General features: G+C 65.0%; 23 protein-coding genes, 1 tRNA gene and 2 pseudogenes. 15 read left to right on the top strand and 11 right to left on the bottom strand.

Going from position 1 to position 26,395, the window contains the following annotated elements:
- The first annotated feature begins 74 nt into the window (after positions 1-74).
- The 6 genes from KDC96_RS12395 (at position 75) to KDC96_RS12370 (ending at position 5,973) form a co-directional block, all read left to right on the top strand.
- Positions 75-266, top strand: coding sequence for a hypothetical protein (locus tag KDC96_RS12395; protein ID WP_212448724.1), 192 nt, complete (start codon positions 75-77; stop codon positions 264-266).
- Positions 266-958 (top strand): peptide-methionine (S)-S-oxide reductase MsrA, encoded by a 693-nt coding sequence (gene msrA, locus KDC96_RS12390; protein ID WP_212448723.1) that lies wholly within the window; start codon positions 266-268, stop codon positions 956-958. The genes KDC96_RS12395 and msrA overlap by 1 nt, the downstream gene beginning before the upstream one ends.
- Positions 959-995: 37 nt before the next feature.
- On the top strand, positions 996-1,478 hold the full coding sequence (locus KDC96_RS12385; protein WP_212448722.1) for a Fur family transcriptional regulator: 483 nt from the start codon (positions 996-998) through the stop codon (positions 1,476-1,478).
- Between the two features lie 127 nt (positions 1,479-1,605).
- Complete coding sequence (gene dxs, locus KDC96_RS12380; protein ID WP_212448721.1) at positions 1,606-3,537, top strand: 1-deoxy-D-xylulose-5-phosphate synthase; 1,932 nt, start codon at positions 1,606-1,608, stop codon at positions 3,535-3,537.
- 1,044 nt (positions 3,538-4,581) lie between these two features.
- Positions 4,582-5,175, top strand: coding sequence for an enoyl-CoA hydratase-related protein (locus tag KDC96_RS12375; RefSeq protein ID WP_249171785.1), 594 nt, complete (start codon positions 4,582-4,584; stop codon positions 5,173-5,175).
- Positions 5,176-5,184: 9 nt separating this feature from the next.
- Positions 5,185-5,973, top strand: coding sequence for an alpha/beta hydrolase (locus KDC96_RS12370; protein ID WP_212448720.1), 789 nt, complete (start codon positions 5,185-5,187; stop codon positions 5,971-5,973).
- Here KDC96_RS12370 and KDC96_RS12365 read toward each other — a convergent pair.
- Together KDC96_RS12365 and KDC96_RS12360 are read right to left on the bottom strand one after the other, a co-directional pair.
- The gene (locus tag KDC96_RS12365; protein WP_212448719.1) at positions 5,970-6,644 is read right to left on the bottom strand and encodes an NnrU family protein; all 675 of its coding nucleotides are present in this window, start codon (positions 6,642-6,644) and stop codon (positions 5,970-5,972) included. The two genes, KDC96_RS12370 and KDC96_RS12365, sit on opposite strands and share 4 nt — an antisense overlap.
- Before the next feature lie 13 nt (positions 6,645-6,657).
- Complete coding sequence (locus tag KDC96_RS12360; protein WP_212448718.1) at positions 6,658-7,101, bottom strand: PaaI family thioesterase; 444 nt, start codon at positions 7,099-7,101, stop codon at positions 6,658-6,660.
- A 79-nt stretch (positions 7,102-7,180) separates the two neighbouring features.
- Here KDC96_RS12360 and KDC96_RS12355 point away from each other — a divergent pair, with 79 nt between their 5' ends.
- Entirely contained in the window at positions 7,181-7,591 is a 411-nt protein-coding gene (locus KDC96_RS12355; RefSeq protein ID WP_212448717.1) for a helix-turn-helix domain-containing protein, read from the top strand.
- Here KDC96_RS12355 and KDC96_RS12350 read toward each other — a convergent pair.
- From KDC96_RS12350 to KDC96_RS12340, 3 genes and pseudogenes are all read right to left on the bottom strand, one after another.
- Positions 7,533-8,861: an amidohydrolase family protein gene (locus KDC96_RS12350; RefSeq protein ID WP_212448716.1), complete on the bottom strand. Its 1,329-nt coding sequence runs from the start codon at positions 8,859-8,861 to the stop codon at positions 7,533-7,535. The genes KDC96_RS12355 and KDC96_RS12350 overlap by 59 nt on opposite strands.
- Positions 8,858-10,257, bottom strand: a pseudogene (locus KDC96_RS12345) (amidohydrolase). The gene KDC96_RS12350 and the pseudogene KDC96_RS12345 overlap by 4 nt, the downstream one beginning before the upstream one ends.
- Positions 10,258-10,273: 16 nt before the next feature.
- Positions 10,274-11,925, bottom strand: a pseudogene (locus tag KDC96_RS12340) (peptide MFS transporter).
- A 220-nt stretch (positions 11,926-12,145) separates the two neighbouring features.
- Between KDC96_RS12340 and KDC96_RS12335 the strand changes: the two are divergent.
- Together KDC96_RS12335 and KDC96_RS12330 are read left to right on the top strand one after the other, a co-directional pair.
- Positions 12,146-12,484, top strand: a complete 339-nt coding sequence (locus KDC96_RS12335; protein WP_212448715.1) for a GntR family transcriptional regulator — start codon at positions 12,146-12,148, stop codon at positions 12,482-12,484.
- Positions 12,485-12,696: 212 nt separating this feature from the next.
- Positions 12,697-12,975 carry an integration host factor subunit beta gene (locus KDC96_RS12330; RefSeq protein ID WP_212448714.1) on the top strand — a complete coding sequence of 93 codons (279 nt, stop codon included), beginning with the start codon at positions 12,697-12,699 and terminating at the stop codon, positions 12,973-12,975.
- A gap of 51 nt (positions 12,976-13,026) precedes the next feature.
- Here the strand turns inward: KDC96_RS12330 and KDC96_RS12325 are convergent, their stop codons facing one another.
- Positions 13,027-14,691 carry a cation:proton antiporter gene (locus KDC96_RS12325; protein ID WP_212448713.1) on the bottom strand — a complete coding sequence of 555 codons (1,665 nt, stop codon included), beginning with the start codon at positions 14,689-14,691 and terminating at the stop codon, positions 13,027-13,029.
- A gap of 118 nt (positions 14,692-14,809) precedes the next feature.
- Here KDC96_RS12325 and KDC96_RS12320 point away from each other — a divergent pair.
- The 5 genes from KDC96_RS12320 (at position 14,810) to KDC96_RS12300 (ending at position 19,712) form a co-directional block, all read left to right on the top strand.
- Positions 14,810-14,893 (top strand) — tRNA-Leu (locus tag KDC96_RS12320).
- A gap of 183 nt (positions 14,894-15,076) precedes the next feature.
- Complete coding sequence (locus KDC96_RS12315) at positions 15,077-15,703, top strand: PilZ domain-containing protein (RefSeq protein ID WP_212448712.1); 627 nt, start codon at positions 15,077-15,079, stop codon at positions 15,701-15,703.
- A 112-nt stretch (positions 15,704-15,815) separates the two neighbouring features.
- Positions 15,816-17,438, top strand: coding sequence for an NAD(P)/FAD-dependent oxidoreductase (locus KDC96_RS12310; RefSeq protein WP_212448711.1), 1,623 nt, complete (start codon positions 15,816-15,818; stop codon positions 17,436-17,438).
- A 26-nt stretch (positions 17,439-17,464) separates the two neighbouring features.
- Positions 17,465-17,902, top strand: coding sequence for a GtrA family protein (locus KDC96_RS12305; RefSeq protein ID WP_212448710.1), 438 nt, complete (start codon positions 17,465-17,467; stop codon positions 17,900-17,902).
- Positions 17,903-17,906: 4 nt separating this feature from the next.
- Positions 17,907-19,712 (top strand): hypothetical protein, encoded by a 1,806-nt coding sequence (locus tag KDC96_RS12300; protein WP_212448709.1) that lies wholly within the window; start codon positions 17,907-17,909, stop codon positions 19,710-19,712.
- On the opposite strand, the gene msrB is transcribed toward KDC96_RS12300, so the two are convergent.
- The 4 genes from msrB to KDC96_RS12280 form a co-directional block, all read right to left on the bottom strand.
- A complete protein-coding gene (gene msrB / locus KDC96_RS12295) occupies positions 19,699-20,199 on the bottom strand; it encodes a peptide-methionine (R)-S-oxide reductase MsrB (protein WP_212448708.1) in 501 nt (166 codons plus the stop codon). The two genes, KDC96_RS12300 and msrB, sit on opposite strands and share 14 nt — an antisense overlap.
- An 88-nt stretch (positions 20,200-20,287) precedes the next feature.
- Positions 20,288-21,625, bottom strand: coding sequence for a cytochrome P450 (locus tag KDC96_RS12290; protein WP_212448707.1), 1,338 nt, complete (start codon positions 21,623-21,625; stop codon positions 20,288-20,290).
- 112 nt (positions 21,626-21,737) lie between these two features.
- A complete protein-coding gene (locus KDC96_RS12285; protein ID WP_212448706.1) occupies positions 21,738-23,024 on the bottom strand; it encodes an ABC transporter permease in 1,287 nt (428 codons plus the stop codon).
- Positions 23,021-23,995 (bottom strand): ABC transporter ATP-binding protein, encoded by a 975-nt coding sequence (locus KDC96_RS12280; protein WP_249171784.1) that lies wholly within the window; start codon positions 23,993-23,995, stop codon positions 23,021-23,023. Before KDC96_RS12280 ends, KDC96_RS12285 begins: the two co-directional genes overlap by 4 nt.
- An 85-nt stretch (positions 23,996-24,080) precedes the next feature.
- Between KDC96_RS12280 and queG the strand changes: the two genes are divergently transcribed.
- Positions 24,081-25,127 (top strand): tRNA epoxyqueuosine(34) reductase QueG, encoded by a 1,047-nt coding sequence (queG, locus tag KDC96_RS12275; RefSeq protein ID WP_371815486.1) that lies wholly within the window; start codon positions 24,081-24,083, stop codon positions 25,125-25,127.
- On the opposite strand, the gene KDC96_RS12270 is transcribed toward queG, so the two are convergent.
- Positions 25,111-26,364: an NAD(P)/FAD-dependent oxidoreductase gene (locus tag KDC96_RS12270; protein ID WP_212448703.1), complete on the bottom strand. Its 1,254-nt coding sequence runs from the start codon at positions 26,362-26,364 to the stop codon at positions 25,111-25,113. The two genes, queG and KDC96_RS12270, sit on opposite strands and share 17 nt — an antisense overlap.
- Positions 26,365-26,395 lie beyond the last annotated feature (31 nt).

The following is a 26,395-nucleotide window of genomic DNA, read 5'->3' as shown; positions in this document are numbered from 1 at the left end:
TGTTCACCGAGCGGAAAGGGCTACGCGGTATGACCGCCTCCACCACACCAAAAGACCCTCGAAGAGATTCGCAAATGCGCCTGTTCAGTTCCGACCTGTATCGCAATTTCGGCATCGGCTTTCTTGCCGGTGCGGTGCTGATCGGCGCAACTTCGATCGACGACTGGACGGCGGTTGACGCCAGCCTCGCCACGTCCGCGCAAGCAGCGGAAATGACGCAGCCCGACGTCGAGATCGCCAGCGAATTCCTGATCGAGGAAGACTAATGTCCCGGACCTTTTTCAAGCGCGGTGCGCTTGCCCTTGCCGCCGCGTCGCTCGCGGTGGGCGGATGCGCCGCGCCCGCATTCGCCGAAGAACCCGTCAACGCTCCCGCGCCCAAGCGCATCGCGAAGGAGGGCGTCGGCCTCAAGACCGCGATCTTCGCCGGCGGCTGTTTCTGGGGCGTCGAAGCCGTGTTCAGCCACGTCAAGGGCGTGAAGTCCGCCGTGTCGGGCTTTCACGGCGGCAAGGCGGGCACCGCGAAATACGACACGATCGTCACCGGCACGACCAACCACGCCGAAGCGGTCAAGATCACCTACGATCCCTACGTGATCCGTTATGACGAGCTGCTGCGGATCTTCTTCTCGGTGGTTGCCGACCCGACGCTCAAGAACCGCCAGGGCCCCGATGTCGGCGCGCACTATCGCACCGCGCTGGTGCCGATGAACGCCGAACAGCGCGCGGTGGCGACCGCCTATCTCAAGCAGATGGGCGCTTCGGGGGTGTGGAACAAGCCGATCGTCACCCGGATCGAAAGCCACAAGACCTTCTATCCGGCCGAGACCTATCACCAGGACTTCATGGCGAAAAATCCGCGCCACGGGTACATCCTGCGCTGGGATGCGCCCAAGGTCCGCGCGCTGAAGGCAATGTTCCCCTCGGACTACCGCACTTCCTTCCTGCGCGACGGCTGACTGGCATCGCCCCGCCCGAGCGACTATATCGTGCGGGATGGATCAGGATCTCAAGAGCGCGCATCAGCATCACGCACATGAGGAGCACAGCGGGCCGGGTCTCGTCGAAGCGGCGCGGCAGGCGCTGACCGGTTCGGGCGAGCAATGGACCGGCATGCGCGAGGCGGTATTCACCGAGCTTGCGCGGCACGAACGCCCGGTCTCGGCCTACGACATTGCCGACAACCTGTCGCAGGCACGCGGCAAGCGGGTCGCACCCAACTCCGTTTACCGCATTCTCGACCTGTTCGTGACCAACAATCTCGCGCTGCGGGTCGAAAGCTCGAACGCGTATCTCGCCAACACCCATCCGGGCTGCGCGCACGATTGCATCTTCCTCGTCTGCGACGAATGCGGCGAGGCCACGCATATCGACGACGAGCAGGTCAGCCAGACGGTCCGCGCGCTCGCGGCCGGACGCGGCTTCAGGCCCGAGCGGCCGGTGCTCGAGATCCGGGGGCTGTGCCGCGCCTGCGCGTGACGCAGCTGTCAACCCGGCTGGACATTTCGTCGCTCGCGACAACGGCACATTATCACGACGAAACGTGCCTCAGCGGCGATGAGTCGTTCATCGACAGGCAGGATTGGACAGTGTAAGGCCGGTTGTCATGAGTCTACCACCCGCAACACCCCTGCTCGATCAGGTCCCTACCCCCTCCGAGCTTCGCCAACTCAAACCCGAACAGCTGCGGCAATTGTCCGACGAACTGCGCGCGGAAATGATCGACGCGGTCAGTACGTCCGGCGGGCATCTCGGATCGGGCCTCGGCGTGGTCGAACTGACCGTGGCGATCCACTACGTGTTCAACACGCCCGACGACAAACTGGTGTGGGATGTCGGCCACCAGTGCTACCCACACAAGATCATCACCGGGCGGCGCGACCGGATTCGCACCCTGCGGCAGGGCGGGGGCCTCAGCGGCTTCACCAAGCGTGCCGAGAGCGAATACGATCCGTTCGGCGCGGCGCACTCCTCGACGTCGATTTCGGCCGCGCTCGGCTTCGCGATCGCCAACAAGCTGAACGACAAACCCGGTCGCGGGATCGCGGTGATCGGCGACGGCGCGATGAGCGCCGGGATGGCCTATGAAGCGATGAACAACGCGGCGCAGGCGGGCAATCGCCTGGTCGTGATCCTCAACGACAACGACATGTCGATCGCACCGCCGGTCGGCGGTCTGTCCGCCTATCTCGCGCGGATGGTATCCTCGAGCGAGTATCTCGGCCTGCGCAGCCTCGCCTCGCGCGCGGTCAAGAAGATGAGCCGCCGGATGCACGAAGCGATCGGCAAGGCCGAGGAATACACCCGCGGAATGGTGACCGGCGGGACCTTGTTCGAGGAACTCGGCTTCTATTACGTCGGCCCGATCGACGGGCACAATCTCGATCACCTGATCCCGGTGCTCGAAAACGTCCGCGACACATCCGAAGGCCCGGTGCTGATTCACGTCGTCACCACCAAGGGCAAGGGCTATGCGCCCGCCGAGGAAAGCGCCGACAAGTATCATGGCGTGCCCAAGTTCAACGTGGTGACGGGCGAGAAGCAGAAGGGCTCCGCCGGCCCGCCAGCCTATCAGAACGTGTTCGGCGATACGCTCGCGGACCTCGCCGACAGCGACAGCCGCATCTGCGCGATCACCGCCGCCATGCCCTCTGGCACCGGCGTGGATCGTTTCGCCAGGCGTCACCCGGAACGCAGCTTTGACGTCGGCATCGCCGAACAGCACGGCGTGACCTTCGCCGCCGGCCTAGCCGCGCAGGGCATGCGCCCCTTCGCCGCGATCTATTCGACCTTTCTCCAGCGCGCCTACGATCAGGTGGTGCACGACGTTGCGATCCAGAACCTGCCGGTGCGTTTCGCGATCGACCGCGCCGGTCTGGTCGGTGCGGATGGCTGCACCCATGCGGGCAGCTTCGACATCACCTATCTCGCGACGCTGCCCAACTTCGTGGTGATGGCCGCCGCCGACGAGGCGGAGCTGGTGCACATGACCTACACCGCCGCCGAGCACGACGACGGCCCGATCGCGTTCCGCTATCCGCGCGGCAACGGTGTGGGTGTGCCGCTGCCCGACGTCCCGCAGAAGCTCGAAATCGGCAAGGGCCGGATCGTGCGCGAAGGCTCCAAGGTTGCGATCCTGTCCTTGGGCGCGCGGCTCGAGGAAGCCAAGAAGGCGGCCGACACGCTCGAGGCCAAGGGGCTGTCGACCACCGTCGCAGACATGCGCTTTGCCAAGCCGCTTGACACCGACCTGATCGCCCGCCTGATGCGCGAACACGAAGTGGTCGTCACGATCGAGGAAGGCGCCATCGGCGGCCTCGGCGCGCACGTACTCACCTACGCCTCGGACGAAGGCCTGACTGACAACGGTTTGAAAGTCCGCACCATGCGCCTGCCCGACATGTTCCAGGACCAGGATTCGCCCGACAAGCAATACGAAGAGGCGGGACTGACGGCGCCGCACATCGTCGAGACGGTGCTGAAAGCGCTGAAGCACAACAGCGCGAGCGTCGAGGGCGTGGAAGAAGCGACGGCTTGAGACAGATTGCCGCAGGCTGCTTGGCTATCGCTGCATGCTCTGAATCCTCCGGTGCAGAAGTCGCTCAGACTGGAGCTTATCTTTGCACAGTCATTGAAAAGGCCGGAATTGCGTCCGTTCACTTGGAAAACGCGCCCCAACCTCAAGCCTTTGTCGCTAATGAGGATCCTATCCGGTTCAGGATTGTCGTAACGGCGGGAGATTCGGGATCGGGTGCCCTCTCGCTTTCTGAAATGGAATATACGGGGCTGATGGGGATCCAACTGATTACGGCACAGCAAACTCGGTTTTGCACGACGTCTATGTTGGTGATGGGCGTAAATTCACGTCAGCAGATGGGCAGTCATTCTTCGTGCTATACGAATTCGACCGATCAAGCGATGATGCGAGCTACGGCTTTTACCATGCAGGATGGGAATACCCTGGTGGAGAGGACACCACGCTGGCTGTCCGTTGGGGCGAATGCAAGCTGGACTGAGGCAACGTCTCCGTTATCCCGGCCACCGAGCCGGGATCCCGCTTTCCTTCGTCATCTCTTAAACGGCAAGAAAAAGCTGGACCCCGGATCAAGTCCGGGGTGACGAAGAAGGTGGGTGGTTTCCTACTTCGCCGCGTGCTGCCAATGTCGCACCGCCATGATGGACGAACTCATTCTCCTTCCAGAATCCGCGTTTCGAGTTGGAGAAGTGTCAACTTCGCTTTTTCGCACCAACGCATTGATATACAGAAATAAATTGCTCGAAATCGCGCTTGACACAGTGTCAAGTGTGTCAACTTTGGCGCGCTGTCCATCGCCAGCGGCTGTGCTAGACCACGACAGCTCTCACAATCGAGGAACGTGATGCCCCTCCTCCAGATCATCCGTGACGGCCCCGTCACCACGCTTACCATCGACCGTGCCGAGACGATGAATCCGCTCGGTGCTCCCGGCGACGGGGACGAATTCCGCGCCGCCTGCGATGCGATGAATCGCGATCTCGAAACGCGCTGCGTCATCCTGACCGGGCGGGGCGGGCGTTCAGCGCCGGGGGCGATATCAAGGCGATGCGCGACAAGTCGGGCACGTTCGGCGGGACTCCTCCGGCGATCTCGGATGGGTATCGCGACAACATCCACCAGATGCTGCGCGCGCTGTATGGCCTGCGCGTGCCAGTGATCGCGGCGGTCAACGGCCCGGCGATCGGGCTGGGCTGCGATGTCGCCTGCCTCGCCGATATCCGCATCGCCTCCGACAAGGCCAAGTTCGGCGTCACCTTCCTCAAGCTCGGCATCATCCCCGGCGATGGCGGGACGTGGATCCTGCCGCGCGTGATCGGGCAGAGCCGCGCGGCGGAACTGTTCTACACCGGCGACGTGATCGACGCAGCGACAGCGCAGGACTGGGGGCTGGTCAGCCGGGTGGTGCCGCATGACGACCTGCTCACCGAAGCGCAGGCGCTCGCCACCAGCATCGCCGCGCAACCGCCGCACGCGCTCCGCCATGCCAAGAACCTGCTGCGCCAGGGGCAGCAGACCTCCTACGACACCGCGCTCGAAATGGCGGCCAACACCCAGGCGATGATGCACATGACAGCCGACCATGCCGAAGGCGTCGCCGCGCTGATCGAGAAGCGCGCGCCGCATTTCAGAGGCGAGTAGGTTGCATCGGTGACGTTGGTGATCCGCTCGCTCGGCTTCGTGGTCTTCACCTATGTCGCGGTGGCGATCCTGCTGTGGTCGATGCAGTCGCGCCTGCTTTATCCCGCGCCGCAAACGCCCGCGCCGCTTACGCCCGGCTATGCCGAAGTGCAGCTCGAAACGGCCGATGGCCTGACCCTGCGCGCCTTCTATAACCCGGCGGAGGGCGATCGGCCGACCGTGGTCTATTTCCATGGCAATGGCGGGACCCTGAGCGGGGCGAGCGTTTCCAACGCGGCGCTGGTCGAAGCCGGGATCGGAGCACTGCTGGTCGAGTATCGCGGCTATGGCGGCAATCCGGGCGAGCCTGCGGAAGCAGGGTTCTATCGCGATGGCGAGGCGGCGATGCAATGGCTCGCGGCGCAGGGGATCGGCCCCGAGGAAACGGTTATCATCGGCAATTCGATCGGCGGCGGGGTCGCGGTCGAAATGGCGCGGCGGCACGATCCGGCGGCGCTCGCGCTCGTCGCGCCGTTCACGTCGCTGCCCGATGCGGCGGCCAGCAACCTGTGGTGGCTTCCCGCAGGCTGGCTGGTGAGCGACCAGTACCGCAACGCCGATAAGATCGCCGCGCTCGATCTGCCGGTCCTGATCCAGCACGGCGACGCCGACACCCTGATCCCCGATGCGCACGGAAAGACGCTGGTGCGGCTCGCCCGCGACGGGAAGTTCCAGTCATTCGCGCGTTCGGGACACGCCCTTTCGTTCGAACGCCGATCGCAGGAGGCGCGGCGCGACTGGGTGCTCGGCCTGTTCTAGAACCAGCGCCAGATCCCTGCCGGAACCCCGCCCAGGGGCATGTGCAGCCAGCTGAGAAATACGAACAGGATGAGGCCCACGGTCCAGGCCAATGCCCCGGCATTGTGCAGGCTCGTCCAGCGCGGCCAGAAGCTGGTGCTGTTCTCCCATGTCATCCACGCCTCGCCCATCAGCCGCTCCTTCTTGCGGTCCTGAAGGTGCGCACCGATCAGTGCCAGCACGCCCATCGCGAAGGCCGTGATCATCGTGCGCCAGCTCCACAGCAGCGCCATGTGTGACAGTGCCCACAGCGCGAAACCCCACATCATCGGGTGGCGCGTGATCCGAAACACGCCTTTCGGTTCGGCGCGGGCCATCGATTCCGAGCCGGGCAGGCCGAGCGCCGGGTTCCCGACCATGGAGCCCGCGAACAGCACCAGCGCGGGCAGGATCAGGACCGTGGCGATCGCCCAGCCGAGATCGCCCGTTCCCGCCAGGTCCGAAGGCGGCGCGGCGGTGAAGGCGAAATAGACCCACGCCAGCAGCGCGATGCTGATCAGCGAATAGACCACCTGGAATCCGATGTCGCCGAGCACCCGGACCATCGGACGGCGCAGCGAATGCGACATCAGGAAATGGCTTCCGACGAAAGCGCCGTTGGCGAGCGTGAGTTCGATCAGGGCCCCGTTCATGGGGCGGAGAATATCACCCTGCGCGCCCGGTGGGAATGATTGTCGCCTGCGCGGTGGCGATATGCACCGATTCGGTCTTGTCGCTTTCGGCCCACACGTCCGAACGGACCACAAGCTGTCGTTTGCCCGGCTTGATCACCAGCCCCTTCGCCCGCAACCTCTGCCCGATCGCTGGTCGCAGGAAGTTGATCGTGTAGCCGCCGGTCACGACATCGCCGACCACCGAAGCTCCGGCCCAGGCGCACGCATTGTCCGCCATGAGGCCGACTATGGCGCCGTGCGCGAAACCGTGATGCTGGGTCATTTCCGGGCGGAGTTCGAGCAACAGTTCGCTTTTGCCCTCCCACACCTTCACCGGCTCGACCTGCAGCCAGCCGGAAAAGCCCGATTGCCCGACCGCAACGCGCTTCATGTAGGCGATCGCGGCTTCGGGGCTGTCGAAACGGGACTGGGGCATGGGGGGTACTCCATTAAGTCTGCAATACAGATGTTATGGCGCTTGCCATGTCGCCGCGCAAGTCTGATATGCAGACCTGATGAAAAGCTATCGCCCTTCCCGCGCTCCGTGCCCTGTCGGACGCGCTTCGCGCCTGCTGGGCGATCGCTGGGTGCTGTTGATCCTGCGAGAGGCGTTTCTCGGCGTCGACCGGTTCGAGCAATTCGTCGAGCGTCTCGGCATCAATCGCGCGGCGTTGACCTCAAGGCTTACGATCCTGCAGGAAGCGGGATTGATGCGGCGCGACCCACCCGAGGGCAAACGGGCACATTACGTGCTGACCGAGCGCGCGCACGATCTCGGCCCGCTGTACCGCGAGATGGCCGAATGGGGTGCGAAGCACCTGTTCGAGGAAGGCGACGCGCCGACCGACTGGCCGGATACCCAATCCGCTACCAGTCGTAGGCCTTGGGAAGATCGCTCTCGTCGAGATCGCGATAGCGTTCCTTGAGCCGGCTCTGATGGTTGCCGAGCGGCTGCTCGACTCCGCCGATGAAGACCTGGGTCGGCACCGAGCCTACCTCGAGCGGATCGCCGTCCCAGATCACCACATCGCCCAGCGCACCATTCGCCAGCACGCCCGCGCGGCCGCCGAGGCCGCTGATCGCGGCCGGAACCGAAGTGATCGCGGCGAAGGCCTGGCCCCAGCTCAGCCCGTCCGCTCCGGGCACCCTGGTGAGCGCGACGAGGTTTCCTGCCACCTGTGACAATCGGCGCGGGTCTTCCATGGAGGCGGCATTTATTGCCACCCTGACCCCGGCCTTCACCATGCGGCCGATGTTGCTTTGGGTCGAAGCGAGCTGATCGAAACCGGACGGCAGGTCATCGAGCCCGTCGGCGATCACCGGCACGCCCGAGGCGGCGATTTCGGTCGCCACGGTCCAGCCTTCGCTCGCGCCGACCAGCACCAGGTCGAGCCGGGGGAATTCGCGCTTGAGCCGCAGCACGCTGCGGATATCCGCGGCGCGCTCGACCGCGACGTAGAGCTTCTGCTCGCCGCGCACGACCGGCACCAGCGCTTCGGCGTCGAAGCGGCTCAGCATTACCTCGTCGCCCTTGACGATCTCGGTGGTCTGCGGCGTGCCGCTGGCACCGACCAGCGCCTGTGCCTCGCGCAGCGCCGCGCGGAACAATGCGTAGGTCGAGGCGCGACTTCCGCCGGCGATCTGTCCGCCGCCTTCGCCGAGATCGACCATCTGGAACGCGCGCGCCCGCATCACCGGCTGCCCGTCGCTGTCGAGGTCGATAATCGCGCCCTGTCCGGCAAAGATCGATCCCGATGGCAGCGTCGCGGTTGCGGCGCGGGTTATACCGGCCGCGCGGTGGACGAGGATGTGCTGCGAGTTGGGATTGACGATCGGCGCGGTGTCGAGCGCCGCGCTGAACGGCGATCCGCCGGCGCGCGTGTCGTTCGATTCGCTGACCGCGCCGACATCCCAGATGCCGAGCGTGGTAACCGTGGCGAAAATCCCGGGGGTGACATAGGCACCCTCCGCGTCGATGACGGCGGTGTCCGGCGGCGCCAGACTGGTTCGCGGTGTCCCGGCGTGGATCACTTCGCCATTCAGGACGATCACTTGCCCGCCCTCGACTGGCTCCGAGCCGTCGCCGGTCACCAGCGTGGCGTTGTTGATGACGACATTCTGCGCCGCGACGGGAGCGGCCGCGACTGCGAGCGCAGACACGGCCCCGAGGCCGAGCTTCGTGAGGAGCGCCTTCATTTCACGTCTCCTTCGCCGGGCTGGCCGAGCTCGAAATCGCTCACCGGCCTGCGCTTGCGATCCAGCGCGTCGAACAGCAGCGCCCCGTCTACCCAGACCTTCTCGGGTCGCGAGTAAACCGAGAGCGGATCGCCGTTCCACAGCACCACGTCCGCCATCTTGCCCGGTTCGAGGCTGCCGGTCATTGCGTCGATCCCCATTGCCTTGGCGGCGTTGAGGGTAATCCACTGGATCGCGGTGCCGGCGGAAATGTCGATTCCCATACGCAGACCCGCCTTGCGGGCCTTGGCGGCTTCCTGGTTGAGCCGCTGGATATCGTTGGCGCTGTCGGAATGGATCACCACGCAGGCCCCTCCTTCTGCAACAGCGCCGCGTTTTCGAGAATCCCGTCATAAGCTTCCATCTTGAAGCCATACCAGTCGGCCCAGATCGCGCTGCAGACGCCGTTGTCGCGCAGCAGATCGCCGATCTTGTAGGCTTCGACGGCGTGGTGGAAAGCGGTGACCTTGTACCCGACCTCCTTTGCCATATCCATCACCAGCGCCATCTCGTCGGCGCGGTAGCAATGGTTGTGGACCAGAATGTCGCCTTCGAGCACGCCCACCAGCGTTTCCTTGGCGAGATCGCGTTTGGCATCCTTGTCGTTGGCGTAGTTGATCGCGTCGAACCAGGTCTGGCGATTGACCGCAAAGTTACCCATCCGCGTTGAAGGCATCTGGCCTCTGCCGCCGTAAACGCGCTTGGGATTCTCGCCGCAGGCCATCTTGAAGCCATAGGGCGCGCCGGGAAACTTCATGCCCTGAACCGTGCGCGCGGGCACGTTCTTGAGCGTCACCGAACGCCCGCCCATGAGGTTGGCCGAGCCGGGGAGAATCTGCAGCGCAGTGATCCCGCCGTTGGCCATCGCGCGGGTAAAGCCGGGATCCTGCGGCCAGACCGAATGTTCGGCCCAGACTTCGGGCGTAGTCGGGCTGGTCGCCTCGTTGCCGTCCGAATGCGCATCGACCGAAGGTGAGGGGTAATCGCCGAGATGCGAGTGGATGTCGATGATGCCGGGGGTGACGAACTTGCCGATGCCGTCGATCACCGCGTAGCCCTCGGTCGACAGGTCGCTGCCGCCGATGGCGACCACCTTGCCATCGCGAAACAGCACCGTGCCGTTCGCGATTTCCCCGCCGGACCCGTCGAACACGGTCGCACCGACCAGCGCCGTCGGGGTGCCGGGATAGGCCCGGTAGGTCGAGGGGAAGGGCCCCTCGGCCTCGCTCTTGGCGGCAAAGCGCGGCGCGTCGCTGCCGGAGCTGTCGCTGGCAGAATTGGCCGAACCGGTGGCGGCACAGGCGGCGAGCGACAATGCGCTCGCCAGCGCGACCCATGCTTTGGATGTCATAAGCATTCCCTTGCTTGCAAGATTACTCGGCGGGGCGGGTGGCCGGACGAATGCCGGCCTCCTGCGGTTCGAGACCGGCTTCGGCGACACCTTCGAGCGGCGCGTCGTCCTGGAGCGTGTCGAGGTGCATGAGCTTCTTTACCAGCGGACTGATCACCATCACGCCCACTCCGATCGCCACCGCATACCAGCCGACCGTGGAATAGACCGACAGCACCAGTTGCTTGCCGGCTTCCTCGCCCACGCCTTCGGCACCGGTCGCCGCCGCGATCAGCCCGGCGGCAAAATTGCCGGTGGCCGATGCGAAGAACCATGTCCCATGATGAGCGAAGCCATGTGACCGGGGCTGAGGCGGTTCATCGCCGACAGGCCCACGGGCGACAGGCACAGTTCGCCGGTCGTGTGCAGCAGGTAGATCAGGAAGATGAAGATCACCGGCGTTGGCAGGTTTACCCCGACGCTTTCCGCGCCCCAGACGAGGACGAGAAAGCCGAGCCCGACCTGAATGACGGCCATCCCGAACTTCATCGGGGTCGAAGGCTCGGCCCCTTTCCGACCAAGCGCCTGCCACAGCATCGCGAAGATCGGTGCCAGCAACACGATGTAGATCGCGTTGATCGACTGGAACATCGAAGCGCTGACGCCCTGCGTATCCACGTGCCGATCGGTAAACAGGTTGAGGCTGGAACCCGCCTGTTCGAACAGCGCCCAGAACACGATCGACACGAAGATCAGGAACATGGCAGCGAAAATCCGGTCGCGCTCATGCGGGTGGAGCTTGGTGACCGCGATGCCCAGCACATAAGCGACGAGGCCGAGACCGAAGAAACCGAGCACCCAGCCGACCAGCTCCTGATACTGGATCGCGAGCCAGCACAGCGCGACCATCGCCAGGCCCGCGCCATAGATGCCGAATTCCTTGCCGCCCTTGATCGCTTCGGGGTCCTTCGGCTCGCCCTTGCCGAGCAGCAGCGGTTTGCCCAGCACGAAGAAGACGAGGCCGATCAGCATGCCGAAACCGGCAAGTCCGAAACCATATTCCCAGCCCACGGTCTGGCCGAGATAGCCGCAGATGATCGAGGCGGTCGCGGCCCCGACGTTAATCCCCATGTAAAAGATCGTGTAGGCCGGGTCGCGGCGCACATCGGTGCGCGGATAGAGCTGGCCGACCATCACCGAGATGTTGGCCTTGAGGAAGCCCGACCCGACGATGATCAGCGCCAGCGCCAGCCAGAACACGTTGATCATCGGGTCGGCCTGTCCGCCGCCGCCTTCGAACGCCATGAAGAAGTGCCCGAAGGTGAGCAGGACCGCGCCGAACAGCACCGCCTTGCGCTGACCCAGATAGCGGTCGGCGAGGAACCCGCCGACCACCGGGGCGATGTAGACGAGAGCGGTATAGGCCCCGTAGATGATCGAGGCTTCGCTGTCCGAGAACATCCAGTGCTGCACAAGGTAGAAGATCAGCAGCGCACGCATCCCGTAGTAGGAAAAGCGCTCCCACATTTCGGCCATGAACAGCAGGAACAGGCCCTTGGGATGGCCGATGACCTCGGCCTGCGGGCGCGTGACCAGGAACACGCCGCCGAGCAGAAACGCGGCCAGCGCGACCACAGCGATCCAGAACGCCCACATTTCGTAGGCAGATCCGAACTGAAAGATAAACTCGTGCATTGGCTTGCGGCCCTCCCGGAAACTCTGCGTGTCGGGCCGCTGTCCCCCGGGCCCGTTCAAGCCGCGCACACTAGCGGGCAAATCGGCTGTGTGAAGCCTTCATTGCTTCCCCCGCGCGTGAACCATGACCCGGGGTGAGCCGCGCGGCACCGGCGCCGGCCTTGACGCGCATGGCTGTATTATGGCACTGATGCACCTCAGCGAGGATGTTTGGGGACCCATGAGCCAGAGCCGCCCTGTTTACCTGAAACTGCGCGACCAGATCGCCGCGGCGATCATCGAAGGTGTCTATCCCGAAGGCGAAATGCTCCCGTCGGTGCGCGCACTCGCGGCCGAACAGGGGGCAAATCCCCTCACCGTCGCCAAGGCCTACCAGCAGTTCCAGAGCGACGGCCTGGTCGAGGTCCAGCGCGGGGTCGGCATGTATGTGGTCGATGGCGCGGCCGAACGTTTGCGCGAACGCGAGCGCAAACAGTTCCTCAGCGAGGAGTGGCCCGAAATCCGCGCGCGCATGGATCGGCTCGGTGTCGACCTGACCGGCCTGCTCGAGCGCGGCTGATTCCGTCGCTGCGACGGACTGTCGCGAGTCGTTGGTCAGATTCGAACTGTAACAGACTAGAATCTTACAACCGTCGCTTGCGAGAGTGGCCCCGCTCTGGCACACTCCGAAAACACTGCTCGTCGGGTCAGAGCGAAAACCATAAAAGCGGGGTTGCTCGCACGGGGCGAACGGTCGGCGTGCAGGGCCGATGAGGTCGCGGGGAGGTCGAAATGATCAGATCCGAATTGCTGCAGGCGTTACACAAGGACAATCCCGAGTTGCGCGCGGAGGAGGTCGAACAGGTTGTCGACCTGTTCTTCGACGAGATCGCGCAGCGACTGGCCGAGGGCGGTCGGGTCGAATTGCGGGGTTTCGGTGCGTTCTCGACGCGCGAACGCGAGGCGCGAACCGGACGCAATCCGCGTACCGGCGAAGCGGTTGCGGTGCCGGCGAAACGCGTACCCTATTTCAAGGCGGGCAAGGAAATCCGTCGCCGCCTGAACGAATAAAGGCGCTGCGGCTGGGCACAAACCGGCGGGGCCATTCGTGACGGCCCCGGTTCAGGCCGCCTCAAGCGCCGCTTCAGCGTAAGTGCGATCGCGCTCTTGGCGTCTGCGCTCGACTTCGATTTCGTTGAAAACCGCATCGATCAGCTGCTCGGTTCCGTGCCGGGTCGCCACGTTGATCGGCAACATGCCCAGCTCGCTGAATTCGTCGATTCCCTCGCTGCCCCGCAGCGCGATGATCCGGCAGATGCCGGGTAACCGCTCTTGCACCAGCGGAGTAAGCTCGCGCGAGATTTCGAGATTTCCGGTTGCGACCACCACCACTTCGCGCCGACCCATGCCCAGCGCGTCCCAGCTGCGCGGATCGGCGGGATTGGCCTGATGCACCGGATATCCATCGGCTACCGCCTGTTCGAACTTGGCGGGATCGGCTTCGACCGCGAGATAGCCCACATCGCTGAGATCGAGCGCGTCGGCCACTGCCCGCCCGGCAGGACCCAGGCCGATTAACACCACCGGTGCGTCATCGCCTTCGAGCTTCTCGTCGGGCGGTCCGGAACGCAGTTTGCCCGCCAGCTTGCGCCCGATATTCGAAACCGGCGGCGTCAAGGCGAGACTAATTGCGATGGCGGTGACGAGGATCGAGATCAGGCGCGGCTCGACCAGGCCTGCGACCGCAGGCAGCGCGAACAGCACCAGCGCGAACTCGCTGCCTTGCCCCAAAAGAAAGCCGAGCTGGATCGATCCCGGCACCGACCGGCGGTTGGCCAGCCCCGCAAGCACATTGAGACCGCATTTGAGCACGATCAGACCAAAGGCGGCGGCGACTACCAGAACCCAGTTCTGCACCAGCAGCGCGGGATCGATCGCGAGCCCGACCGAGACGAAGAAAAAGCTCAGGAACAGGCCGCGAAACGCATCGATCTCGGTCTGGACCATGATGCGATAGCGCGAATCCGCCACCGCCATCCCGCCGAGAAACGCCCCGAGCGTCAGCGATAGCCCGGCGAAACCGGTTGCCCAACCCGCGGCCAGAGCAATGAACAGCGCGGTCGCGGTGTAGACCTCGCTGCTGCCGACCTTTGCGATCAGCCGGAACAGCGGTTCGGTGAGATAGCGCGCGAACAGCACCGCGACGCCGAACGCCGCGAGCGCCTTTATCCCGGCGATACCGAGCGCTGGCGCGATCGCCCCGCCGCTGCCCAGAGCGCCGGCTGCCACCAGCAGCAGGATCGCCGCGATATCCTGGAAAATCAGGATCGACTGCGCGGCGCGCCCGACCGGGCAGTCCTCCTGGCCGCGCTCGCGCACCAGCCCGATCACGACGGCGGTCGATGACAGTCCCATCGCGAACCCGCCGATGATGGCGAATTCGGTGGGCAGCCCCACCACGAAGAACAGCGCGGAGAACGCGCCGCCTGCGATCAGCATCTGCAGGCTGCCGAAGCCGAAGATATTCGCCGCCTCGGCGCGGATGCGCCCGAGCGAAAAGTGCAGCCCGAGATTGAAGAGCAGGAACATCACTCCCGCTTCCGCGAGGGTCGCCACCACCGGCCCGCTGAAATCCTCGGCAAATCCCAACGCCGAAAGCGCGAGCCCGAGACCGAGATAGCCGACGATCGGGTTGAGCTTGCAGGCGCGCGACACGATCGCGGCCCCGATTCCGAGCCCGAGCAGGGCCACGGCTGGCTGAATCGTTTCCACCACTTCGTTGGCCATGCGGTCCCCTGGTCAAGCGGCCGAAGCCGGACGCCGCTCCAGATGGCGCGGCGCCGTTCGCGGCGCAAGGGGCGGCTGCTTGCCTGCGACATGCGCGCAGACTATCGCCGCGGATGTAGCGGGTGTGGCGGAATGGTAGACGCCGGGGACTTAAAATCCCCTGATCCTATAGATCGTGTGGGTTCGAGTCCCACCACCCGCACGTCTCGTCCGCGCTGCTTCGGTGCCCGGCATCATTCGCTCAACCGGTAGCGGATGGTTTGCTGGGGAGAGCGGCCAAATCCCTAGCTTCCATTATACTTGCCTTAACCGCCCTGCAACTAGGCCCTCAAAGTATTGTTACTGGAGAAAGAACCGCAGCGGGCACGCGGCAGGGCAAACGGCGATGGACAACTTTGCGATTACATCGGAAACGGAGCTGAAGCCGGCTGGCGACGCGGACCAGCGCGCCGCACCGCGATTCACGCTGCTGATCCGGGCCGCCAAACTGATCGCCGCGCAGGGCGAGTTCGTTTGTGTCATCCGCGACGTCTCCGAAACCGGCGTCAGTGTCCGCCTGTTCCATGGATTGCCCCATTGCAGCACGCTCGAACTCGAGCTGCCCGGCGGCACTCGCTATGCCATTCGCCGGGTGTGGGAGCGCGGCAATCAGGCGGGGTTCGAATTTGCCGATCCGGTCAGCGTTACGACGCTGATTTCGGAAGCCGGTGAATACCCTAAACGCGGACTGCGGCTTGGGCTCTGTATCCCCATAGCCGTGAGCGCGCTCGGCCAGCGAAGCGAAGGGGTCATCGAAAATCTTTCGCAACAGGGTGCGCGGTTCGAAAGCGACGGGCTGTTCGCGATCGACCAGAACCTGCGGATCGAAAGCGACGAGTTCGGGGAGGTCAGGGCCAAGGTTCGCTGGCGCCGCGATCGGCAATACGGGGTGGTGTTCGACGATACTTTCATGCTGGGCGATTTCGCGCGGCTTGCAGCGCGCCTGCAGGCCCCCGGATTGCTTCAGCACTGATGGCCCCGACACGCAAATCCGGCCATTAAACGCCCGCGTTTACGGCTCGCTAACCAATTTCCTTCACTCCCGGGGGTGAGCCACAGCCATGGCGCACCGAACGGGGGCATGAATGACACAGCTTGGCGCTGACCAGCCGGGTATTATCGACGTAGACGTGGCCATTATCGGCGCGGGACCTGCGGGCCTTACCGCGGGCTATCTGCTGACCAAGCAGGGCCTGAGCGTCGCGATCATCGAGCAAGACAAGCGCTATGTCGGCGGCATCAGCCGCACGGTCGAACACGCAGGCTATCGGTTCGACATTGGCGGGCATCGCTTCTTCTCGAAGTCGCAGCAGGTCGTGGACTTGTGGAATGAAATCCTGCCCGACGATTTCATCCAGCGCCCGCGCATGAGCCGCATCTATTACGAGGGCAAATTCTACTCCTACCCACTGCGCGCGTTCGAGGCGCTGCGCAATCTCGGCCTGTGGCGCTCGACCGTCTGCATGGCGAGCTACCTCCGGTACAAGCTGTTCCCGATCAGGGACGTCAAAAGCTTCGAGGACTGGACCACCAACCAATTCGGCAAGAAGCTCTATTCGATCTTTTTCAAGACCTACACCGAGAAGGTGTGGGGCATGCCGTGCGACGAAATGAGCGCGGACTGGGCGGCGCAGCGGATCAAGGGGCTCTCGCTCTGGGGCGCGGTGACCGACGGGCTGAAGCGTTCGCTCGGCCTCAACAAGCAGCCCAATGACGGGCAGGCGGTCAAGACGTTGCTCGAAACCTTTCGCTATCCTCGTCTCGGCCCGGGCATGATGTGGGACGCCGCGCGCGACAAGATCGCCGCGACGGGCAAGGGCGACGTGCTGATGGGCCATGCGCTCGATCGGCTTTCGAGCGACGGCAATGGCTGGACCATGACGGCGAACGGCCCGGACGGGAAAAAGCAGATCCGCGCCAAACACGCGATCAGCTCCGCGCCGATGCGCGAGCTGTCGAAGCGTATCCACCCGCTGCCGCAATCGAGCCTTCAGGCGAACAATCTGCGCTACCGCGACTTCCTTACCGTCGCGCTGATGGTCAAATCCGAAGACCTGTTCCCCGACAACTGGATCTACATCCACGACGATCGCGTGCAGGTCGGCCGGGTGCAGAACTTCCGCAGCTGGTCGCCCGAAATGGTGCCCGACGCGGATATGGCCTGCGTCGGTCTCGAGTATTTCTGTTTCGAAGGCGACGGGTTGTGGTCCTCGTCTGACGAAGACCTGATCGAACAGGCCACGCGCGAAATGGAAGTGCTCGGCCTGTGCGACCCGAAACAGGTCGTCGGCGGCGCGGTCGTGCGTCAGGAAAAGGCCTATCCGGTCTATGACGACGATTACGAGGCCAACGTGCAGGTAATGCGCGCCGAGCTTGAGGCCAAGCACCCGACGCTGCACCTCGTGGGCCGCAACGGCATGCATCGCTACAACAATCAGGATCACGCGATGATGACCGCGATGCTGACGGTCGAAAACATCATCGCCGGCAAGCGAATCTACGACACGTGGTGCGTCAACGAGGACGCCGAATATCACGAGGCGGGCGACGAGGGAGCCGAGACCTCGCTTGCGGGTCGCGAAGCCGAAACCGCAAGCAGGCCGCTGAGCGGGGACCAGGTTGCAGCGCTGACGTCGCTGCGCGGCGTGCCCGAGCGCATCCGGCCCGACGAAGAGATCGCGGACGAGGGCGTCCGCAAGTCGGCCTGAGGCCATCGGTCGGGCGAGGGGGAGCCATGACACAGCTGATCGGCAAGATGACAGGAAGGCTCGGCGATCTCCGGTTCGTCCGCTACCTGCTCGCGAGCGTAGGCGCGCTCGCGGTCGATGTCGGGGCATTCCTTGCCTTGCTGGCCGCAGGCATTGCCGCCGCGCCCGCTTCCGCGATCGGCTATTCGCTCGGCATCCTGGCGCACTGGCTCATGTCGAGCCGCGCGGTGTTTCACGATCATGTCGCCGAGAGCGGCATCGCACGGACCCGGCAAAAGGCGCTGTTCGTGATTTCCGCGCTGGTGGGGCTCGCGCTCACCACCGCGATCGTCGGCGCGGGCGACTGGGCGGGCATCGATCCGCGGCTCGCCAAGCTCGCCGCGATCGGGGTGAGCTTCCTGGCAACCTGGCTGATCCGTGCACGGATCGTGTTCCGCGCGGGACCCGGACGCAAGGAGGCCTAGGACGATGCTGGTCGAACGCCGCCGCAACGCTTTCCCGGTCGAATTCCTCGCGCGCGTCGCGATCGCCTGGGCGCTGGTCTCGGCGGTCCTGATCGCGGTCAATTGGAGCGCGATCGCGAGCTGGCGCTTTCCCGATCCCGACGATGCGATGCGACTGGTGCAGGTACGCGACCTGATCGACGGGCAAGGGTGGTTCGATCAGACGCAATATCGCAGCGATGCACCCGCTGGCGGCGTACCGATGCACTGGTCGCGGCTGGTCGACATTCCTCTGGTTCTGGTGATCCTGGCGCTCACGCCGTTCGTGGGGGCTGCCGGGGCGGAAACCGCAGCGCTTGTGTTCGTGCCGCTGGCCACGCTCGGGATCGCGATGCTCCTCGCCGCGCGGATCGCGTGGCGGCTGATGGGCGACGAGGAAGCGACGCTCACATCGATGGTGATGGCGATCTCGATCCCGGTGCTGTTCCAATTCGCGCCGCTGCGGATCGATCACCACGGCTGGCAGATCGTCTGCGCGCTCGTTGTCGTCAACGCGCTGATGCACCGTTCGCCGCGCGTCGGCGGGTGGATCATCGGGACGAGCTGCGCGGTGTGGCTGGCGATCTCGATCGAGGGATTGCCGCTGGCAGCCGCAATCTTCGGCGTTCTCGCGCTGCGCTGGTTCCGGGCAAGAAAGACCGGCGACCGCAACGCCCATGGCTGGCTGGCCGGAGCGATCCAGGCGCTGGCACTGTCAAGCGCCGCGCTGTTCGTGCTGACGCGGGGATTCGGAGACCTTGCCGCGCATTGCGATGCGATCAACCCGCTGCACCTCGCGATCTTCGGCTGGGGCGCGGTGGTACTGACGCTGCTGGCCCGGCTCGAGCCGCTGCCGCGCGGCACTCTGCTGGCCGGTTTTGCCGTCGCTGCAGGCGGCGCGATCGGAGCCGCGCTGTACGCCGCGCCGCAATGCGCCACCGGCGGATTCGCGGAACTCGATCCGGTCGTGCGCGATTACTGGCTTGCGCATATCGCGGAGGGGCTGCCAATCTGGCGGCAGGAGATTATCACCGCGCTGCAATTCGCGGTGACGCCGGTGATCGGGCTGCTCGCCGCGATGAACCTGGCTCGGGGCTCGCGCGACTGGCTGCGCCGGTTCTGGAGCGATTACGCCCTGATCCTCGCCGCAGCCTTTCTGGTCTCGCTGTTCGTCGCCCGTGCGGGCGCAGTCGCCTGCGCGCTCGCCGCCGCTCCGCTCGCCTGGCAGGTGCGTGACTGGCTGCGTCGGATCAGGCTGATGAAGCGCCCGGCACCGCGCGTGGCGGCGATGCTCGGGGTCGTCTGCGCCTTGCTCCCGGCCTTCCCGGCGATGCTGCTGGCGAGCGCGATTCCGGCCCGCGCCGCGCTGGGCGGAGTGGCTGCGAACGCGCCGCCGACGAAAGCCTCGGCCTGCCGGGTTGATCGCTCGGCAGCGGTGCTCGGCGACTTGCCGACCGGAGAAATCTACGCGCCGCTCGATATCGGGCCGCCGCTGCTGCTCGCAACCGGGCACAGCGTGGTCGCGACCGGCCACCACCGTGGCCACCGTGGCATTCGCGTGGTGATCGAAACCGCACTCGGTCCGAGCGAAGCGGCCCGCGCAGCCTTGATTCAGCGCGGAACACGCTACGTCGCGCTGTGCCCCGGTCTGAGCGAGGTTCGCATGTATGCGAGGCAGGCCCCGGAGGGATTCGCCGCACACCTGCTGGCAGACGATGCGCCCGCCTGGCTTGAGCCGGTGGAAATGGACGATCCGGGCGGACTGAAGGTCTGGCGGATCAGGCCGGAATAAAGTCCAGCGCCACTCCGTTGATGCAGTGCCGCTTGCCGGTCGGCTTGGGTCCGTCACCGAAGATGTGCCCCAGGTGACCGCCGCAATCGGCGCAATGAACCTCGGTGCGCGGATAGCCGATCTTGTAGTCGGTCGCAGTGCCGACCGCGCCCGCGTCGATCGGTTTGTAGAAGCTCGGCCAGCCGGTGCCGCTGTCGTATTTGTGCGCCGACGAATAGAGCCGGTTGCCGCAGCCTGCGCAGACAAAAGCGCCTTTGCGCTTTTCACCGTCGAGCGGCGAGGAAAACGCACGCTCGGTACCCGCTTCGCGCAGGATGCGATATTCGGCCGCAGTCAGCTGCTTGCGCCATTGCGCATCGGTCTTGCGGACGGGGAATGTCTTCTTGGCCTTCGCCTCGCTTGCTCCACAGCCGGCGAGGAGCGGCGTCAAGGCCGCGAATGCGGTGCCGATGAGGAACGTGCGACGATGGGTAGGTCCGATTGGCATAACTGTCCCGTGTGTGAGATTGGGTCTCAACAGGAGATACGCACGCCGACCGGAAAAGGTTACATTTCCGACCGAATCGATGCCGGGCTCAGAACTCGGTGATTTCGACCTCGAGCTTGCGGAAGCCGTGGACGAAATTGGCGCGCACCCGCTCGACATCGCCCGCGACATGCACGCGCATCCGGCGCTTGTGCATCTCTTCCAGCAGCACCCGCAGCTGCAATTCGGCCAGACGCGCGCCGACACAGCGGTGGATGCCATAGCCGAAGGCAATGTGGCGGCGGGCATTCTCGCGATTGAGGTCGAGCTTGTGCGGATCGGGGAAGATTTCGTCCTCATGGTTGGCCGCGAGATACCAGAGCACGACCTTGTCGCCCTTCTTGATCGTTTGCCCGAACACCTCGGTGTCCTCGGTGCAGGTGCGGCGCATGTGCGCCAGCGGTGTCTGCATGCGCAGCATTTCCTGCACGGCATTCGGGATCACGTCGGGGTTTTCCTCGAACAGCTTGCGCTGGTCGGGAAACTTGTCGAGCGCGTGGACGAACCCGCTCATCGAATTGCGGGTGGTGTCGTTGCCGCCCACGATCAGCAACACGAGGTTGCCCATGAATTCTTCCGGGCGCATCTGGTTCATCGCCTCGGAGTGGATCATCATGCTGATGAGGTCGTTGCCGGGCTCCTTGTCCATCGTCCGTTCGACCCACAGCGACTGGAAATATGCCGCCATCTCCTGCAGGATTTGCCAGCGCTGCGCATCGAGATCGCGCACCGTGGCAAGCTCGGTATCGCCCGACCAGTCTGACCAGAAGGTGAGCAGGCGGCGGTCCTCCCAGGGGAAGCCGAACAGGATGGCGAGCATTCCGGTCGTCAGCTCGATCGAAACCTTGTCGACCCAGTCGAACACCTCGCCGCGCGGCAGCGTATCGAGCAATTCGCCGGTTCTGGCCCGGATTTCGCCTTCCATGTCGGCCATTGCCGAAGGGGTGAACTTGGGCGCGACGGTGCGACGTTGCCCGGTGTGTTGCGGGCGGTCCATCGCGATGAACATCGGCAATTCGCGCGTGTCGGCCCCGGCTGCGGCAGCCTCTTCCTCGCTCAACCGCTCGAGAATGGTGATCCCGCCATACTCCCAGCTGGAGGAGAAGGTGTCGGGCAGGGCTTCGATATGCTGGATCGCCTTGTGGCCGACCACCGCCCAGTAGGGGCCATAGGGGCTTTCGGGGATGTAATGCAGCGGGCCGGCGTCCTGCATCTCCTTGAAGATCGGCTGCCACTTGTCCTCGAAATAGATGTCGGAGCGGCTCACGTCCCATTTGTGCGTATGGCGCGGGCGTTCTTCGGGGTGCTGCTCGAAATGCGTTTTTAGCGCCTCGTAGGCGGTCGGGCTGGTGCGCACTTCGGGACGCTGCGGGGCTATCGTGGCCATACCTGTCTCTCCTCGCAGGGAGCGGCCGCAGCTTTTGCCTTCACTACCACTCCCTCGATTCGCATCCTGCCCTAACTGACATCCATGTCAACAGTCGGTTGCAATTTGCGACCTATTCGGCCGGCTGAACCTCGGCATCGCGGCCGGCGGATGAGCGGGTCCAGCGGCGCTTTTTCGCGCGACCGGCGCCGCCCGATTTCATCACCCGCTTGCGGAACAGCAGCGAGCCTCCCTTGACGAGGAGCACCACCGCCGCCGCCTGCCAGGCGAGCGCGGCGGCATGGATCCAGAGCGTTTCCTGCAGGGCCGCGCGCGCGAGCATCGCGAACGGAGAGGAAAGCGGGAAGATCGCGGCGAACAGCTCCATGCCCGACCCGGTGTCGGTGACGGTTGCCATGGCGAGGAAGAACACCATCAGCTGCATCATCGTAACCGGCATCGAGAGGGTCTGCACCTCGCGCACCGAACTCGCCATCGATCCGATCGTGAGGAACAGCGATCCCAGCAGCAGATACGCCATCGAGAAATACACGATGCCTAGTGCGACGAACATCGGCCAACCCACGGCAGGTCCGGGCAGTTCGCTGAAATTAGTCTGGGTTACGGTCACGATTGCATCTTCGGCGAGCGACCAGAAGCCCCAGCCGACCATGCCCCAGACCGCAATGCCGACGAACGATACCCCCAGCATGGCGAACAGCTTGCCCATGAACACCGCATCCATCGGAACCGCGGCAGCAAGGATCTCGATAATCTTGTTGCCCTTTTCCTCGGCGAGGTTCGACAGCACCATTCCGCCGAGCAGCATGGTCAGCAGGAACAGGACCATTTGCGCCGCCTGCGCGGTGCGGATGCGGCTCGTGCGGTCCGCCGCGGCGCTGGCGGCGACAGTGATCTGCGCCACTTCGGGGAAGCGCGCCGGCACCGACTGCGAAACCGTGGCGGCGATCAGCCCGACCGAACCCTTCCAGCGATCGACCTGCGCCTGGGTGCCGACCAGTTGCGGTGCTTGCGGCGTGCCCGTGACGATGGCGACATAGTTGCCACGCCGTTGCTCCAGAAATGCCCGGGGATCGAAATCGGCTTCGCTCTGCGCTTCCGGCACTGCGCGCATTTCCGGAAGACCGCGACCGAACTGTTCCGCCAGATTGTTGCGTGCGGCGAGCATGGCGGCGTTGTCCTGCGCGCTCATGGCGAGCCCGACCTCGATGCTGACGGCTTCGGCCGAGGTCTGCTTGCCGATACTGCCCGCAAGCCCGCCGACAAGTACCGGAAACAGCGGGCCGATCAGGAAGAACAGGAACGCGCGGCTGAACAGCACCGCAATGAAGTCGCGCCGGGCGATCACCCACGCGGCTTCGAGCCGCGAGAGGCGCGGATTGGTTTCGACCGCGCTCATCGGGCGTCTCCCGCCTGATCCGCTTCGAGCTGGCGTGCGGCGGCCTCACCCGCGATCGCGACGAAGGCGTCGTGCAGCCCGGCACGCTCGATCGACAGCGACAGGATGCCCGCTTCGCCCTCGATCAAGTGCTTGAGCAGCGGCTCGACCCCGGTTTCAGGAAGCGGAAAATAGAAGAAATCGCCTTCGCGCCGCGTGTCTTGGGGCAGCGCGGCGGTCCATGCGCCTTCGCGCGCACGGGTTTCGAGCCGCACCTGCGCCGGGATGCGGTCGCGCGCGGCCTCGACGCTGCCGGCATAGGGGACCTTGCCCCCGGCGATGATCGCGACGCCTTCGCACAGGCGCTCGGCATGGTGAATCACGTGCGTCGAGAAGATGACGGTTACGCCGTCTTCGGCGAGGGCGCGGATCATCCGTTCGAGCTTGCCCTGGTTGATCGCGTCGAGCCCCGAAAACGGCTCGTCCAGCACGACCAGCCGGGGCCGGTGCACCAGTGTGCCGAGCAGCTGGACGGTCTGCGCCATGCCTTTCGAAAGCTGGCGGATCTGACGGTCTGCGGCGTGACCGAGATCGTGGCGTTCGAGCAATTCGCGCCCGCGAATGCGCCCTTCGGCCAGCGGCAGTCCGCGCAGCGCGCCCATGAACGCGATCGCCTCGATCGCCTTCATCGCGGGATACAGCCCGCGCTCCTCGGGCAGATAGCCGATCAGCCGCCCGATATCGTGCGGGCGGTCATGCCCGAACACCCGGCGCACGCCCTCGTCCGGGTCGATGATGCCGAGCAGCATCCGCAGCGTGGTGGTCTTGCCCGCGCCATTGGGGCCGAGCACGCCGTAGATCGCGCCTTCGGGCACGGCGAGATCGATCCCGTCGACCGCGCGGATTCCGTCGAAACTCTTGACCAGTCCGCGCGCCTCGATCGCGAGCGGACGGTGATCGGGGGGAAGCGCGGCCCGATTGCTCGCCGACATGTGTTCGCCTATCGCCATATGCATGAGCGCGGTGGTTAACGCGCGAAGTTGAACGGGAGCAACCCCAAGCGTGGTTAACGAGTCGGTGACCCTTAACCTCGCCGGACGGCTGGAGGCGAAGGCGCACGATCTGGGTTTCGCGGCGTTCGGGATTGCCAGTGCAGCGGAGGACCCGGTTCGTTCCGAGCGGCTCGAAGAATGGCTTGGCGAAGGCCACCATGGCACGATGGAGTGGATGGCAACGCGGCTTGAGCACCGTCGCTCGCCGCAAGGACTGTGGCCCGACGCGCGAAGTGTGATCGCGCTGGGCATGAGCTACGCCCCGGCGCACGATCCGCTGGCGCTGGACGGTGATGGCGAGCGGGCGCGGATTTCGGTCTACGCGCAGGGCAAGGACTATCACGATGTGGTGAAGAGGCGGCTGAAGGCGCTCGCCCGATGGCTTGTGGCGGAGCAGCCCGAGGCCGAGGTGAAGGTGTTCGTCGACACAGCGCCGGTGATGGAAAAGCCGCTGGGCGAGGCGGCCGGGATCGGCTGGCAGGGCAAACACACCAATCTCGTCAGCCCCGAACACGGCAGCTGGCTGTTTCTCGGGGCGATCTACACCACGCTCGAGCTCGCGCCCTCGCAGCCGCACCGCGACCAGTGCGGATCGTGCCGGGCGTGTCTCGATGCCTGCCCGACCGATGCTTTCCCCGCCGCCTACCAGCTCGATGCGCGGCGCTGCATCTCCTACCTCACGATCGAGCACAAGGGACCGGTGGCGGAGGAGTTCCGCGCCGCGCTGGGCAACCGCATCTACGGCTGCGACGATTGCCTGGCGGTGTGCCCGTGGAACAAGTTTGCGCAGGAAGCGCACGCCGCGCGCGAATTCCTGCCGCGCGCGGAACTGGTCGCGCCGCGCCTCGCCGAACTGCTGGCGCTCGACGATGCCGGGTTCCGCCGCGTATTCTCGGGATCGCCGATCAAGCGGATCGGGCGCGACCGGTTCGTGCGCAATTGCCTCTACGCCGCCGGGAACAGTGGCGATGCGGGATTGGTCGGGTCGGTCGAATCGCTGCTAGGCGATCCGGACCCGGTGGTCAGGGACGCCGCCGAATGGGCGCTTGCCCGCCTCAGATCAGCTCCTTGAGCTGAACCTCCGGGTCGGCGAGCAACGCGGGATCGATCTTCTCGATCCCCTTCTCGAGCAATTTGCGGCCCTGGACATAGTCCTTCATCGTGTTCACGCAGTCGAACGCGATCGGGCGACCTTCCTTGAGATACACAAGAGTGAACCGGCGGTCCGCCGGGTCGCCGCGCAGCACCGTCGCATCGTAGCCGAGGCTCAGCCCGGCGGTCTGCAGCTTGAGATCGTACTGGTTCGACCAGAACCACGGCAGCGCGTTGTAGGGCTCTTTCTCCCCCATGATCGCGCGCGCGACCGTGGTGGCCATGTCGTGCGCGTTCTGCACCGATTCGAGGCGGATGACCGCCTGGTCGGCGTAAGGGTTCACATGCGCGGCGCAATCGCCGATCGCGTAGATATCATCGAGCGTGGTGCGGCAGCAGAAATCGACGTCGACGCCGTTCGATCCGGCCGCTCCGGCGGCGATCAGGGGGGCGACTGCGGGCACGATCCCGATCCCGACCACCACCATGTCGCAGGGCAGGATCTCGTCCCCGTCGAGCCTGACCCCGGTGGCATGACTGTTCTCGCCGACAATTTCCTCCACCCCGCGACCGAGCCGGATATCGACGCCCTGCCGGCGATGCTCGTCTTCGTAAAAGCGCGACAGCTCCTCGCCCGCGACCCGCTTGAGCACGCGGTCCTCGCTCTCGACCAGCGTCACCGCGCAGCCGAGCTTGCGCAGCACCGCTGCCGCTTCGAGCCCAATATATCCGCCTCCGATCACGACGGCCCGCTTCGCCCCGGCGTCGAGCGCAGCCATCATCGCGTCGGCATCGCGCTTGTCGCGAACGTAGAACACGTTCTTGCGATTGGCACCGATGCAGGGCAGCCGCCGGGGATCGCCCCCGCCCGACCAGATCAGCTTGCGATAGCCGATCGCGCTGCCGTCGGAGAGTGTCACCCTGTGCTCCAGCGGATCGATCTCGGCGACGCCGCAACCGAGCCGCAGCTCGATTCCCTTGTCGGCCCAGAATTTCTCCGGGCGGATCATGATCCGTTCGAATCCCTTGTCGCCGGCGAGATATTCCTTCGACAGCGGAGGCCGTTCGTAGGGCGGCGCAGAATCGCGCCCGATCATCATTATGGTACCGTCGTGCCCCTGTTGCCTGAGCGCAATCGCCGCCTGCGCGCCGCCATGGCCGGTGCCGACAATGACCACATCGGCGTGGGCTGCCGATCCGTTATTCTCTCGCTCCATGGGGCTGTGCGTCGCTGCAAAATCGCTCGGC

The sequence above is a fragment of the Erythrobacter sp. JK5 genome, from assembly GCF_018205975.1.
Classification (GTDB): Bacteria; Pseudomonadota; Alphaproteobacteria; order Sphingomonadales; family Sphingomonadaceae; genus Erythrobacter.
Note: the sequence above shows the minus strand (reverse complement) of the source record. Positions and strands in the feature narration are given on the sequence as shown.